The sequence below is a fragment of the Qipengyuania sp. BR81-2 genome, from assembly GCF_055693895.1.
In genome coordinates this window covers 657,122-671,408 of sequence record NZ_CM146344.1, presented here as the reverse complement: position 1 = coordinate 671,408, position 14,287 = coordinate 657,122, and the positions used below count along the sequence as shown (strand labels likewise).

12 protein-coding genes are annotated in these 14,287 nt (G+C 63.6%); 5 read left to right on the top strand and 7 right to left on the bottom strand.

Annotated features, from left to right (window positions below; translation table 11 throughout):
• Positions 1-29: 29 nt before the first annotated feature.
• A complete protein-coding gene (locus tag ACZ1G8_RS03340; RefSeq protein WP_221427771.1) occupies positions 30-239 on the bottom strand; it encodes a YdcH family protein in 210 nt (69 codons plus the stop codon).
• A gap of 149 nt (positions 240-388) precedes the next feature.
• On the opposite strand from ACZ1G8_RS03340, the gene ACZ1G8_RS03335 reads away from it, so the two are divergent.
• The 5 genes from ACZ1G8_RS03335 to tilS all read left to right on the top strand — a co-directional run bounded on the left by ACZ1G8_RS03335 (position 389) and on the right by tilS (position 5,862).
• Positions 389-544, top strand: a complete 156-nt coding sequence (locus ACZ1G8_RS03335; protein WP_472680389.1) for a DUF465 domain-containing protein — start codon at positions 389-391, stop codon at positions 542-544.
• Between the two features lie 88 nt (positions 545-632).
• The gene (gene ptsP, locus ACZ1G8_RS03330) at positions 633-2,903 is read left to right on the top strand and encodes a phosphoenolpyruvate--protein phosphotransferase (RefSeq protein WP_472680388.1); all 2,271 of its coding nucleotides are present in this window, start codon (positions 633-635) and stop codon (positions 2,901-2,903) included.
• Positions 2,904-3,046: 143 nt separating this feature from the next.
• Positions 3,047-3,877, top strand: coding sequence for a helix-turn-helix domain-containing protein (locus ACZ1G8_RS03325; RefSeq protein ID WP_472680387.1), 831 nt, complete (start codon positions 3,047-3,049; stop codon positions 3,875-3,877).
• 100 nt (positions 3,878-3,977) lie between these two features.
• Positions 3,978-4,880: a tetratricopeptide repeat protein gene (locus ACZ1G8_RS03320; protein ID WP_472681180.1), complete on the top strand. Its 903-nt coding sequence runs from the start codon at positions 3,978-3,980 to the stop codon at positions 4,878-4,880.
• A 1-nt stretch (position 4,881) separates the two neighbouring features.
• Positions 4,882-5,862, top strand: coding sequence for a tRNA lysidine(34) synthetase TilS (gene tilS, locus ACZ1G8_RS03315; protein WP_472680386.1), 981 nt, complete (start codon positions 4,882-4,884; stop codon positions 5,860-5,862).
• Here tilS and eda read toward each other — a convergent pair.
• From eda to ACZ1G8_RS03285, 6 genes are all read right to left on the bottom strand, one after another.
• Positions 5,859-6,473, bottom strand: coding sequence for a bifunctional 4-hydroxy-2-oxoglutarate aldolase/2-dehydro-3-deoxy-phosphogluconate aldolase (eda, locus tag ACZ1G8_RS03310; RefSeq protein WP_472680385.1), 615 nt, complete (start codon positions 6,471-6,473; stop codon positions 5,859-5,861). The two genes, tilS and eda, sit on opposite strands and share 4 nt — an antisense overlap.
• Positions 6,470-7,441: a glucokinase gene (glk, locus tag ACZ1G8_RS03305; RefSeq protein WP_221427777.1), complete on the bottom strand. Its 972-nt coding sequence runs from the start codon at positions 7,439-7,441 to the stop codon at positions 6,470-6,472. The genes eda and glk overlap by 4 nt, the downstream gene beginning before the upstream one ends.
• A 4-nt stretch (positions 7,442-7,445) precedes the next feature.
• Positions 7,446-9,260, bottom strand: coding sequence for a phosphogluconate dehydratase (edd, locus tag ACZ1G8_RS03300; RefSeq protein ID WP_472680384.1), 1,815 nt, complete (start codon positions 9,258-9,260; stop codon positions 7,446-7,448).
• Complete coding sequence (gene zwf / locus ACZ1G8_RS03295; protein ID WP_472680383.1) at positions 9,253-10,701, bottom strand: glucose-6-phosphate dehydrogenase; 1,449 nt, start codon at positions 10,699-10,701, stop codon at positions 9,253-9,255. The genes edd and zwf overlap by 8 nt, the downstream gene beginning before the upstream one ends.
• Before the next feature lie 82 nt (positions 10,702-10,783).
• On the bottom strand, positions 10,784-11,587 hold the full coding sequence (locus ACZ1G8_RS03290; protein ID WP_472680382.1) for a transglutaminase-like domain-containing protein: 804 nt from the start codon (positions 11,585-11,587) through the stop codon (positions 10,784-10,786).
• Between the two features lie 226 nt (positions 11,588-11,813).
• Positions 11,814-14,156 carry an EAL domain-containing protein gene (locus ACZ1G8_RS03285; RefSeq protein ID WP_472680381.1) on the bottom strand — a complete coding sequence of 781 codons (2,343 nt, stop codon included), beginning with the start codon at positions 14,154-14,156 and terminating at the stop codon, positions 11,814-11,816.
• Positions 14,157-14,287 lie beyond the last annotated feature (131 nt).

The following is a 14,287-nucleotide window of genomic DNA, read 5'->3' as shown; positions in this document are numbered from 1 at the left end:
CCCGATACGGGACGGGAAGCTGGGCCTGGTCAGGCGATGATGTCGGGGATCAGATTGTCTTCGATCGCGGAGATACGGTCCTTCAGCTGCAGCTTGCGCTTCTTCAAGCGCGCGATCTGCAGCTGGTCGACGAAGCCGCCACCTTCACCTGCCTCGGTCAGCGCGGCAATCGCGACATCGAGGTCGCGATGCTCGCTCTTGAGCGATTCCAAGCGCTTGCGAAGTTCCTGCTCGTTCACTGCCGTCGTTCCCGTAACTCGCTTTATCGCATGGCCCGTGAGAGGGGCTTTGTAAATTCGGAAAGCTGTGGTTTGATAGTTAATTCGCGGCCCGTGCCGCAAGGCACGAGTCGCTCCTGGGGTCGTACAACTCTTAAGGAGACAATCCGATGCAATCATCCCATGTCGCCGCTCTCAAAGCCAAGCACGCAGGACTGGAAGCCCGCCTGCACGACGAACAGGCAAGGCCAGCGCCCGACATCGCGATGATCCAGCAGCTCAAGAAGCAGAAGCTGAAGATCAAGGAAGAGATCGCCGCCAACTGATCGGCACCGTGATAGATTGCGGGGCGGCAAGGTTTTTCTCTCTCCGCCCCGCTTCCACACCCCTTCATTTTTGCTATAGCCGCTGACCATGTCAGCAGCCGCATCCGCCCGCCAGATCCTCACGCGCCTGCACGAGGTCATGGCCGGTCGCCACCATGCCCAGCACAAGCTCGACCGCGTGGTCGAGATCATCGCAGAAAGCCTGACGAGCGAGGTCTGCTCGATCTACCTGCTGCGCGATGGCGAACTCGAACTCTATGCTACCCGCGGTCTCAACCCGGAGGCGGTCCACGTCACCCGCATGGGTATCGGCGAAGGGCTGACCGGCACGATCGCCAAGAACATCGAAACGCTGAACCTCGCCGAGGCCAAAGCGCATCCCGACTTCCTCTATCGGCCCGAAACGGGAGAGGAGAAATTCCACTCCTTCGCCGGCGTGCCCATCGTCTACCGCGAGCGCGCGGTGGGCGTTCTGTGCGTCCAGCATGTCGAGCCGCGCCGCTACGAAGAAGTGGAGATCGAGGCGCTGCAGACCACTGCGATGGTGCTGTCCGAACTGATCGCCCACAAGGAACTCGTCGACGACGAGGAAGCGCTCGATTTCGACGAGATCTCTACCGAATGCGAGGTGATTGATGGCCTGACGCTGGTCAAGGGCCTCGCCATGGGGCAGGCCGTATTTCACCAGCCACGCGTCGAGATCGACCAGGTGGTCGCAGAGGACATCGAGGCCGAACGCCAGCGCGTCTACCGCGCCTTCGACAAGATGCGCGACCAGATCGACGCGATGGGCCGCGAACCCGAATTCGGGAAGGGCGGCGAACATGTCGAGGTCCTCGAGACCTACAAGATGTTCGCCTACGACGAAGGCTGGAGCCGCCGCATCAATGAGGCGATTGACAGCGGCCTGACCGCCGAGGCTGCGATCGAGCGTGTTCAGCAGCGCACCCGCATGCGCATGCGTGAAATCGACGATCCGCTGCTTGCGGACCGGATGCACGATCTCGAGGATCTCTCGAACCGGCTGCTGCGCATCGTCTCGGGGCAGCTCGGAACCGCCGCCTCGCAGGGTCTGAGGCGCGACACGATCCTGTTCGCTCGCAATCTCGGCCCCGCAGAACTGCTCGAATACGACCGCCGGCGCCTCAAGGGCGTCGTGCTCGAAGAAGGCTCGCTTACGGCGCATGTCGTGATCGTTGCGCGCGCGATGGGCATTCCCGTGCTCGGCCGCGTCCCGCGTATCCGTTCGCGCGTTTCGGAAGGCGACGAGGTGCTGGTCGATGCCGACAAGGGCACGGTCACGCTGCGTCCCTCGCAGCCGCTGCTCGAAGCCTTCGATGCGCGTTTCGCCAAGAGCCGGGAGCGGGCGGCCACTTATGCCGAACTGCGCGACGTCGAACCCTTTACCCGCGACGGCACGCGCATCACGGTGATGATGAATGCTGGCCTGCGCGACGATGTGAGCGCGCTGCAACTGACCGGCGCGGACGGCATCGGGCTGTTCCGCACCGAGTTCCAGTTCCTCGTTTCCTCTACCTTGCCCGCGCGCGAGCGGCAGATGCGGCTCTACCGCGATGTGCTCGACGCAGCAGACGGCAAACCCGTCATCTTCCGAACCGTCGATATCGGCGGAGACAAGGCTGTGCCCTATCTCGACAACGATACTGCCGAGAAGGACGAGAACCCCGCGATGGGCTGGCGCGCGCTGCGCCTCTCGCTGGAGCGCGAGGGCCTGCTCAAGGCGCAGGCCCGTGCCCTGCTCGAAGCGGCTTCGGGGCGGCAGCTCTCGGTCATGTTCCCGATGGTGTCCGAGCCGTGGGAATTCGATGCCGCCAAGGCGATTTTCGAGGAGCAGGTTCAGTTCCTGCGCGATCGCCGCAAGGTGCTGCCGGAATCGATCGAATATGGTTGCATGCTGGAAGTCCCCTCGCTTGCCGAGGTGCTCGACCAGCTCCTGCCCCGCCTGTCCTTCATTTCGGTCGGCACGAACGATCTGACCCAGTTCCTCTTCGCCGCCGACAGGGCCAACCCCAAACTCGCCGAGCGTTATGACTGGCTGAGCCCGTCGATCCTCCGCTTTCTCGCGCGCATCGCCAATCAGATGGTCGGCAGCAATGTGCGCATCGGGATCTGCGGAGAGATGGGCGGAGGCCGCCTCGAGGCGCTTGCGCTCATGGGTCTCGGCTACACGCGCTTCTCGATCACTCCGGCAGCGGTCGGTCCGATCAAGGAGTTGGTCCGCAAGGTCTATCTGCCCGACCTCACTACACAGATGCAGCAGTGGTTGATATCGCCGCCGCTCGACATGCGCGCGGCACTCGCTGCCTGGGCGATCGACAACGATATCGAGATCGACTGATTTCGTCGCTTAAACAGCGCGTTTCGTCTGCGAGGCCGATGGGGTAGCCTAATGCCGCTCTTGACTTGGCGCACGGGAAACTCTCTCGTCGCCGCCAATCGGGAGCGGGAACACCCGCACGGGGTCAAACATTCGGGATTCGCATGGAAGAAGACGTCTCAGTCGAGCACGAGGAAACGCACGTTGCGCGTGTAGGAGATCGCTTGCGCGAAGCGCGTGAGGCCAAGGGCCTGTCGATCGAGCAGGTCGCCGCAGAAACCCGCATCCCCCAGCGCCACCTCACTACCATCGAGGCGGGCGATTTCGGCGCCTTGCCTTCGCGCACCTATGCTGTCGGGTTCAGCCGCACCTATGCGCGCATGCTCGGTCTGGACGAGGGTGAAATCCTTGACCAGGTTCGCGCCGAACTGGCCGAGGCAGACGGCATCGATACCGACAAGCCAGCCAAGTTCGAGCCAGGCGATCCAGGCCGTGTTCCCGGGCGCGGTCTTGCGTGGTTTGCAGCGCTCGCGGCAATCCTGCTGCTGGGCGGTGTCTACGCCTTCTACTCGAGCTACTTCGCGCCCGGCCTTGGCCCGGCGCCGCTGGAAGCCCCGGAAGAGCAGTTCGCAGCCAACGACACGCCTTCGGTCGCCGAGGAAGCTCCCGCAGCCCAGCCGACTGGCGGGCCGGTGGTTTTCACCAGCGAGATGGATGGCACCTGGGTCAAGTTCTACGACGCCGATGGCGAACGTCTTTACGAGGCTCAGATGGCAGCTGGTGACAGCTTCACCATTCCCGAAGATGCCGACGGTCCGCAGATATGGACGGGTCGGCCTTATGCGCTGGCGATCACGATTGGCGGTCGATCGGTCCCCAAGCTGACCGAAGAGGACACGGTTGTCCGCGATGTACTGGTGAGCGCGGAAGCGCTGCTGGATCGCGAGCCAATACCGCCTGCGCAAACTGCGGCTACGCCGGACACCGACACCTGATCCGCGGCGGAAAAGCCACCTTCATCCTCTCGACAGCTTGAGCCGGTTACGGCAGGTTTTCGCTGTATTACCCCCACTCCTCAAGGAGCACATGACCATCATGATCGCACGCTGTGCACGCGCGCTTGGCCTCGGCGGTATCGCCCTGGCGCTCGTCGCGACCTCGATGCCTGCCGCCGCGCAGGACAACTCCGACGCCCGCATCCGCAAGCTCGAGAGCGAGGTCCGCGCCCTGCAGCGCAAAGTCTTCCCCGGGGCCGACGGACGCTTCTTCGAGCCGGAGATCACCGCACCTGCGACCACCACCCAGCCGGCGACGACAACTGCGCCCTCGACGACTGCGGTAACCGACATCCTTGCGCGCCTCGATGCGCTCGAAAACCAGCTGCAGCGCCTGACCGCCCAGTACGAGGTTGGGTCTAACGCGCTCCGACTGCTCGAAGAGCGCATTGAAAAGCTCGAGGCCGGTAATGCGGCGCCCGAAGTTGCAACACCGGCGCAGGCTGGCACCTCTGCTTCCGCCACCCGCCCAGCCGCAACGCAATCTGCCGCCGCCCGTCCGGACCCCGCGCGTCTCGCCGCAGTCCAGGCGATCGCCAAGCCGCAGACCGACGATCCGGGCGATGACGAGTACTCCTATGGCTTTCGCCTGTGGGATGCGGGTTTCTTCCCCGAAGCGCGGCAGCAGCTGACGCTCTTCGTCGAGAAGTATCCGGATCACCCGCGCGCGACCTTCGGACGCAACCTGCTCGGCCGCGCCTATCTCGACGATGGCAAGCCGAGCGAGGCAGCACCTTGGTTCCTGCGCAACTACCAGGCTGACAAGAACGCCGCCCGTGCCGGCGACAGCCTACTCTTCCTCGCTGAATCGATGATCGCGCTCGACGACACCCAGCGCGCCTGCATTGCACTGAGCGAATTTGCCGAAACCTATCCCGCGCTGGCCACCGGCCGGCTGCAGGGTCGCTACGCCACTGCGCGTAGCAAGGTCACCTGCGGCTGATATGACCGTCGATCCGGAACTGGTCGACCGGTTCCGGACCGATCTGCGCGCCCTTTGGGGCGATGACGACAAGGCTCGGCTGGGGATCGCATTTTCCGGCGGCCCGGACAGCCTCGCGCTCCTACTGCTTGCCCACGCAGCGATGTCGGACCGGGTCGTGGCGGCGAGCGTTGATCACGGCCTGCGTCCCGAAAGCGCCGACGAGGTCCGCCATGCGGCCGATATCTGCCGGTCGCTCGGCGTGCCATATGCGATCCTCGAGGTCGAAGTCGCCGAAGGGAACCTCCAGTCCGAAGCGCGGCTTGCCCGGTATTCGGCCCTTGCGCGGTGGGCGCAGTCAGAAGGTGTCGCGGCGATCTGCACGGCGCATCATGCGGACGACCAGACCGAAACCTTCCTGATGCGCGCCAATCGCGGCAGCGGTCTGGCGGGACTTTCTGGAGTTCGCGGTCGCAACGTCATACCCGAAACCGATATCGCCGTGCTCCGCCCACTGCTCGGCTGGCGGCGCTCGGTGCTCGAGGAAATTGCCGCAAACAGCGAGTTCGAACCGGTGCGCGACCCTTCGAACGAGGACCGTGCTTTCGACCGTGTCCGCATGCGCAAGGCGCTTGCCGCCTCGGAGTTCATCGACGTCGAAGCAGTCTCACGCTCGGCCCGCATGCTCGCGGAGATGCAGGACGCCGTCGCAGGGTTGGCGAGCGATGAGTGGGCAAGGGCGAAGGAGGAAGACGGCGCGCCGGCGCGCTATCGACCGCTTGCGCGCTTGAGCGCCTATCGCCCCGGGTTCCTTGCAGAAGTGATGACGAATATGGGCCCGGATTTCGGAATCGCGCTCTCGCGCAGCGATGCGGCGAGGATCGTCGCCGACCTCATCGATGGGCGTCCGATCAACATCGCGGGGATCCAGGCGCGGGCATCTACCGAAAACGATGAGCCCGTGTGGACGTTTGCCCCTGAGAACCCGCGAAGGACGGCCTAACTGCCGAGCCGGGCTGCCTCGCGGGCCACTTTCTCGACCGCAGCTTCGTCGACTGCGCCGCGCGGCGCCACCCAGCTGCCGCCAACACAGAGCACCGGATCGAAAGCGAGCCACTCGGGCGCATTCTCCAGCGTGATTCCGCCCGTGGGGCAGAAACGGCACTGGCCGAAGGGCGCGGCGAGCGCCTTCAAGGCAGGAAGTCCACCTGCGGCCATTGCAGGGAAGAACTTGAATTGCGTGAGCCCGAGATCAAGGCCGCGCATGATGTCGCCTGCATTGGAGATTCCGGGCAGGAACGGGATGTCCTCGCGGATCGCGGCCTTGCCCAGCGCCTCGGTGAGGCCGGGCGAAACGATGAACTCGCTACCCGCAGCGATGGCGTCGGCTAATTCCTGCTGGTTGGTCACCGTCCCAGCGCCGACGATCGCACCTTCGACCTGCTTCATCGCGCGAATGGCGTCGAGCGCGGCGGGGGTGCGGAGCGTGACTTCGAGCACGCGCAGCCCGCCTGCGACCAGCGCGCGGGCGAGGGGTACAGCGTGTTCCACCTTGTCGACAACGATCACCGGGATGACCGGCGCGGTCTTCATGATGTCGGCAATGGCGGTCATGCGTGTTCCCTTGCGAAGGCTGCCGCAGCGCCGAACAGGCCGGGCTGGGGATGGGTGATGAGCTTGACCGGGATGGAGGCCATCAGCTCCTGGAAACGGCCCTTGGCCTTGAACCTCTCGGCAAACCCGGATTTGAGCAGCGTCTCGCGAATGCGGTAGCCGAGACCGCCAGCAATCACGACGCCTCCGAAACCGCCCTGCGCCAGCGCGATATCCCCGGCGACGCTGCCGAGAGACATGCAGAAACGGTCGACTGCCGCCGCTGCCAGGAGGTCGCTGCCGTCCTGCCCGCGGGTCCAGATGGCGATGTCGTCCTCTTCGGCGACCGGTTTGCCCTCCATCGCGGCAAGTGTTTGGTAGATGTCGGAGATCGCCGGGCCTGCAACGACGCGTTCGACCGAGACCCGGTTATGCCGCTTGCGCAAGCGTGCGAGGATCGCATCGTCGATCTGGTCGAGCGGCGCGAAATCGATGTGTCCGCCCTCGGTTGCCGAAACGCGGTAGGTGCCGTCCGGCTCGCGGTAGAGATGCGCCACGCCAAGGCCGGTACCGGGGCCGAGCACGCTCAGCCGACCGGTCGGAGCCAGCGGCTTGTCGGGGCCGGTCAGGTGGATGAACTGATCCTCGCCGACGCGGGCGACCGCGTGCGCCACTGCCTCGAAGTCATTGACAATGCAGTAGTTCTCGACACCGAGCTTCTCTTTCACCATCGCTGGGCGGATGATCCAGGGGTTGTTGGTGAAGCGGATAACATCGCCGCCGACCGGTCCTGCAATCGCCATCGAGACCCGCGGGGGGAGGGTGCCGCCCTGACGCTGCCGATAGTCTTCCCAGGCCGTCTGGAAACTCGCGTGGTCTTCGGTATGGAGGGTCTCGGGTTCTCCGAGCGAGATCGAGCCGTCATCGGCGATCGTGGCGATCGCGAAACGGGCATGGGTTCCACCGATATCGACTGTGACGAGTTCCATGAGCCTATAGTCCTGCCGTTGCCATCATCGACGATGCGCCTTGTTCGGCACCGTCGGCCTGGGCGCGGAACATCGCGAAGATTTCCCTGCCCATGCCCTGTTCGGGAGCCGGTTCCGTAGCCGGTTCGCGCGTGTCGAGGTCCGCAGTGGTGGAAAGCGTGCCGGTTTCCGCACAGACCTTCACGATATCGCCATCGCGCAACCTTGAAAGCGGACCGCCGCCAAGCGCCTCGGGCGTGCAGTGGATCGCTGCAGGCACCTTGCCGCTCGCGCCGGACATGCGGCCATCGGTGACAAGCGCGACACGGTAGCCGCGATCCTGCAATACGCCGAGCGCCGGAGTGAGCTTGTGGAGCTCTGGCATCCCGTTGGCGCGCGGCCCCTGGTAGCGCACGACGACCACGACATCGCGGTCGAGTTCGCCCTTCTTGAAAGCCTCGTTGACGCTGGGTTGGTCTTCGAAGATCCGGCACGGAGCCTCGACGGTCCAGCGTTCGCGTTCCACGGCAGAGGACTTGAAGCACGCACGGCCGAGATTGCCTTCGACCAGACGCATGCCGCCGTCCGCCTGGAACGGATCGGATGCGGGGCGGAGCATTTCGGTGTCGCCGCTCGGGCCCGGATCACGCCAGGTCAGCGCATCGCCATCCATGCCCGGTTCGCGTGAATAGGCTTCGAAACCGCCGTCCCAGACGGTCGTGATGTCGGCGTGTGCGAGACCCTCGTCTAGCAGCGTGCCGATCACGTAACCCATGCCCCCGGCTTCGTGGAAATGGTTCACGTCGCCCGAGCCGTTGGGATAGACGCGCGCGACCAGCGGGACCGCCGAGGAGAGCTCCGACAGGTCGGTCCAGTCGAATTTAATCCCGGCGGCGCGGGCCATGGCCGGAATGTGGATGGCGTGATTGGTCGAGCCCCCTGTGGCCAGCAGTCCGATCGCGGCATTGATGATGGCCTTTTCGTCCACCACTCGGCCCAGCGGACGGAAATCCTCGCCGCTCTTGCCGATCGCCGCGAGGCGGTGGGTCGCCGCACGTGAAAGCTCCTGACGAAGCTTCGCGCCCGGTGGGACGAAAGCCGCGCCGGGCACGTGCAGGCCCATCATCTCCATCATCATCTGGTTGGAATTGGCGGTGCCGTAGAAGGTGCAGGTGCCCGGCGAATGGTAGCTGCCCATTTCGCTTGCCAGCAGCTCGTCGCGCCCGACCTTGCCCTCTGCATAGAGCTGACGGGTGCGCTGCTTTTCCTTGTTCGAAATGCCGGTGCCCATCGGGCCAGAGGGGACGAAGACGGCCGGAAGGTGCCCGAAGCGCAGAGCACCCATCACCAGGCCTGGGACGATCTTGTCGCAAATGCCGAGGAGGGCGACGCCGTCGTACATCGCGTGGCTAAGCGCAACAACGGTCGAGAGCGCGATGGTATCGCGACTGAAAAGCGAGAGCTCCATGCCGGCTTCGCCCTGCGTCACCCCGTCGCACATGGCGGGCGTGCCGCCTGCCACCTGGACCGTCGCTCCGACCTCGCGTGCCCAGATCTTCATGCGCTCGGGATAGCGGTAGTAGGGCTGGTGGGCGGAAAGCATGTCGTTATAGGCGGTAACGACGCCGAGGTTAGGACCGCGTGCAGCCTTGATCGCGGCCTGGTCTTCCTCTGCCCCTGCAAAGGCATGGGCGAGGTTGGAACAGGACAGCGAGTGGCGGTTCACCTGTCGCTCGCCTTCGCGGTCCATAAGGTCGAGATAGTCGCCGCGCGACTTGCGCGAATTCTCGATGACCCGCTGGGTCACGCGGTGGATCGTGTCGTTCAAAGGCTTAGTCATCGTGCCAGGTCACCCCGTCGCGTTCGGCAAGCGCCACGGCGGCGCTCGGCCCCCATGTGCCGGCCGCATAGGTCTTCGGCTTCATGTCGTTCTCGGCCCAGATCTTGCGGATGTGGTCGATATAGTCCCACTGCGCCTCAATCTCGTCGCGGCGAACGAACAGGGTCTGGTCGCCGTGGATCAGATCGAGCAGCAGGCGCTCGTAGGCGATCCGGCGAACGGTGTCGGAGAAGGCGTCGGGCATGGCGATGTCGAGCGGGACCGGCCGCAGGCGCAGGCCTTCGTTGCCGAGGCCCGGGACCTTGGCCATCATCGTCAGGCGGATGTTCTCTTCGGGCTGAATGCCGATCACGAGCCGGTTTGGCTCGGTCTTCGCGCCGCGGCCCTCGAAAATCGAGTGCGGGATGCAGCGGAACTGCACGACGATCTCGGTCACGCGTTCGGGCATCCGCTTGCCGTGCCGCAGATAGAAAGGCACGCCGCGCCAACGCCAGTTGTCGACATGGGCCTTCAGCGCGACATAGGTTTCTGTGTCGCTTTCCTTGCCGAGCTCCTCGTCATAGCCGGGGACCGTCTTTCCATCGACGGCGCCGGCGCGATACTGGCCTGTGACGACTTCCTTGGCCTCAAGCGGACGCAAGGCGCGGAGCACCTTCACCTTCTCGTCGCGTACCGCAGTCGAATCGAAGCTGGTGGGAGGCTCCATCGCGACCAGCGCGAGCAGCTGGAGCATGTGGTTCTGGACCATGTCGCGTAGCGCGCCACTGTCGTCGTAATAGGCCACGCGCGATTCCAACCCGACCGTCTCGGCGACCGTGATCTGGACGTGCTCGACATAGTTCGAATTCCAGACCGGCTCGAGCATGATGTTGGCAAAGCGCAGTGCGAGAAGGTTCTGCACCGTCTCCTTGCCGAGATAATGATCGATCCGGAAAATCCGGTCTTCGCTGAAGGCCTGCGCGACCGCGTCATTGATCTCGCAGCTGCTCTTGAGGTCCGTCCCGAGCGGCTTTTCCAGCGCGATCCGGGCGTTGCCCTTCGTCAGGCCAACCCGCTTCAGTCCAGCGATCGTCGGCTCGAACAGGCTCGGTGCGGTCGACAGGAAGATGGCGAGGCCGTCATATTCGCCGACCTCTTCGGCCAACGCGTCGTACCCTTCCGGCGTCATCGCATCGACGGCGACATAGCTGATCCGGTTGAGGAAGTCGGCCATGGGGCCGCGACGGTTCTCAGGCAGGAACTTCTCCAGCGCTTCGCGCGCCAGCTGGCGGAACTCCTGGGTGCTCATCTCCGAGCGAGCCGTAGCCACGATCCGCAGCTCCGGGTCCAGCAGGCCGTCGGCATTCAATGCGCAGAGCGAAGGGAGGAGCATGCGCTGCGACAGATCGCCCGTGGCCCCGAACAGGAGCAGGCGGTCGGCGTTGAATGTCAGCTCTTGCATGATGCCTTCATCAGCATGTCTCTCCCTTTGAAACGAGGGACTAACAGCGCCCCGCGGCATGCGCCATAGGCCGCATTCCTATTCACTCGCCAAGCAATCGTACCGAAACCGAGCTCGACAGGAACTGGTTGGCGCCGAAGCTGGTGAGGAAACTGACATCCGCCGCATCGCGGCCGACACCGATTTTCACCGTCTGCGCAGGGTCGGCCATCCCGGTCGCGTCGACGAGTTGCCAAGTGCCGCCGCCTTCGGTTTCGGGGTCGTTGAGGAAAACTTCGGCCACGGCATGGAAGTCTGGCGGCTCGACGCCGGGAGCGTAGCAGGCAACGTACCGGGCAGGGATGGTGCTCGCCCGCGCAAGAGCGACCAGCGTGTGGGCATAGTCGCGGCAAATGCCTCTGCGCTCAATGAATGTGTCGAGCGCACTGGTTTGCGGACCGGATGCGCCCGGCGTGTACCGATAATTGTCGGCGATCCAGTCGCGGATGGCGGCGATCCGCGCGCCGCCTTCGGTATCACCGAAGGTGTCGTTAGCGAAAGTCTGGAAGCGGTCGGCCGGACAATAACGACTGTCGAAAAGGTACTGCACCGCCTCGCCGGGCATTTCGTGCGGCATCAGGCGCCTTAGCGAACCGAGATCGGCGATCTGGCGATCGAGAGCGACTTCGGCATTGTAGGAGACATTGAATTCTCCGCCTGCGCGCAGCCAGATACGTTCGCCGATATCATCCTGGGCGGCGACCCGTGCGCAGTGGTCGCTATCGGACAGATCGGTGTTGGCGGACAGGATCGTCTGTTCCGGGATCGCTGCTGCTTCGAACTGGAGCAGTACATCGCTTGTGCGCGGGAGGCGGAAGGAGAACTGCGTTTCGATAGCTATGGCCATGTCGGCCAAACGCAGCAGTTCTAGGAATGTTTCGGCGGCTAATCGGACGCTGAAACGGCGGTCGAAACCGCCAACGAAAAAGGGCCCCGGTTAAGGGGCCCTTTGATTAACTCGTTGTGTGTGGGCTTACTTGCCCATCAGCCATTCCCAGAAATTCCACATAGAAGCCTCCTGTTGGTTAACAGGATGCTTATTTCATTAACCAAGAATGTTTGTAAAGCGTTAACTATGCTTCCAGCGCTGCGTCTCCGTCAGAAACCTGAAATTTCAATAGGTTAGTTAGAGAGATCGGTCGGGACAAAACGTAGCCCTGAACGTAGTTGCAGCCGATTTCGTTAAGGATTCTGAGGGTTTCCTCGTCTTCCGCGCCTTCTGCGGTAACCATGATTCGCGCTTCCTTGCCCATCGAGACAATACTTGAAGCAATTGCCTTGGCCTTGGCGTTAGTCGTCAGGTTCGACACGAATAGTCGGTCGATTTTCAGCTCGTCGAAGGGCAATTCGAAGAACGTTTCGAAATTCGCGGCTCCGCACCCGAAATCATCGATCGAAATACGTACACCGAGGCCCTTGAGTTCTTCGAGTATTGTTGCTGCCGTCGCGAGGTCGCCGATGCGCGAGGTCTCGGTAACCTCGAGGATCAGGAAGCGCGGGTCGAAGCCCGAGGCCTGGAGTGCGTTGCGTACGATGCCGACGATGCGCAGGTCGCCCAGCAACGTGGCCGACATGTTGACAGACATCGTCACATTGCGCCCGCGGAAGTGCATCAGGCGCCCGGCGCTACACGCGCTCTGCAGCACGTAGCGGGTGAGGTGTTCCATGCGCCCGGCTTTCTCGCACTGGGCGATGAAGTGCATCGGCGGTATGAAACCGCGTGCCGGATCGTGCCAGCGCACCAGCGCCTCGACGCCGACCATTGCGCCGCGCTTGGTGTCGATCTTGGGCTGGTAGACGCAGTAGATCTCGCCTGCTTCCATCGCTTCGTCGATGCGTGCGCGCAGCGAAATGTCCCACAGCTGGTCGAAACGCGAGCCGGTCTCCGCAACCTTGATCGGCTGGAGCGCCTCGGAGCTTTCTTCTGCCGCTGCTACTGCAGATGCAAGGCGGGTGGCAGGATCGCCATCGAGCCGCGCTACGCCGAAGCTGATGCCGACGTCGACCGAGGAGCCGGCGACGTTCACCGGCGCGGCGAAGATCGCGCGCAGGCCCTCGAGGTGCTCGGAAAGGACCTGCGTGTCATCCTCTTTCGAATGCCAGGCGAGGTGGTGGCCCTCGTAAAAGATCGCGAGGTCGCTGTCGGATGCGCGCAAGCGATCGACGAGCTTGAGGATGTATTGCGAGCGGTGGTCGCGCGCTAGCGTGCGCAGAACGTGTTCATAGCCGTGGATGCGGGCGACCACGAGGTGACCGTGGGTGAGGTTGTTCTTGAGCGCACTGACTTCGAGTGCGCGCAGGCGCGGCAGGCCGGTCTCGGTATCGACCATGGCCACGCGATCCTTGAGTTGCGCCCGAGAACGGAAGAGGCCGAAGACCACCAGCAGCGCGATGCAGTAGGAGAGCTCCATGCGCACGCCGATATAGCTGCCCACGTAAAGCAGTGCCGGAACGCTCACCACGATTGCGAAATAGCCGACCTGGCGACGCTTGCGCGTGCGCACGGCAATGATCAGCGCTGCAAGCAGGAACGTATAAATGGTCAGCGCGCGCAGGCCGTCGAGGAAACCGGTACGGCCCGAACGCAGCGATTCAGCGGCATAGATGGCGACATAGCTGGGCGGAACGCCGTAGCTGCCGGGCACCTTCACTTGCGCGTCAGAAACGCTCTCTTCCTGACCGATGACGACCGTTCGTCCGGCCACATTGGGAATTTCCTCGCCGTTCTCGATCGAACCGACTTCGATCGAGGTGAAATCCTCGGCAGGGATAGTGTAGTCGATCTGGAATTCGCCAGGCCTCGCGTCGTCGATACCGGCGAGCGCCGCGGCAAGCGAAGCATGGCGTTTCCCGTCGACTGTATAACCGTACTGCTTGGTCCAGACGAAGCCGAGCCAGTTAGCGGTCCGGCGCGATGCTACACGCTCGGCCTGTCCGCCGATGGCGTCCATCGTACGCTCGATGCGATCGCCCGAGGTCGCAGAGCGTTCGATATGGTCGACCAGTGCCACACGCGGTCCGAGCGCGGCAATCGCGTCGGACAGTGCCTTGTCGGCTTCGGGCGTAGAGGCCTTCTCGAAGACGACATCGATATAGATCTTGCCAGCACCCTGACGATCCAGCTCGCGCAGTGTCTCGGCCAGCGCTTCGCGGCGGTGGTCGAGTGCCGGGTCGACGGTGTCGCGCGGGACGCCGACGAAGACCATCTCGCCCGAAGGCGCGTGGTTTGCGAGCCGGGACTGGAATACCCAGGCGAACTGGTCGAGTGGCTGGAGGAAAAATGCCGCGAGCATGGCCAATGCGATAGCGCCTGCGTAAAGCAGGTGGCGCAGGCGTCCCAGGAGCCCCTTCGAAACGCCGCCAGTGTGCATTTCGAGAGAGGCGGGGCCTTCCGCAAAGGCGTTTCCGTTGCTCATCCGGAACGCTTATTCGCGCATTAAACTTAAGAATGTTTTATCGCGAGGGTGCTTTTTTCCGCGGAGTCGCCTGAACGCGCGCGCTTCAATGGTTAAGCGCGCGGTAGGAATTTGCTTCAGATCGGTTCCGA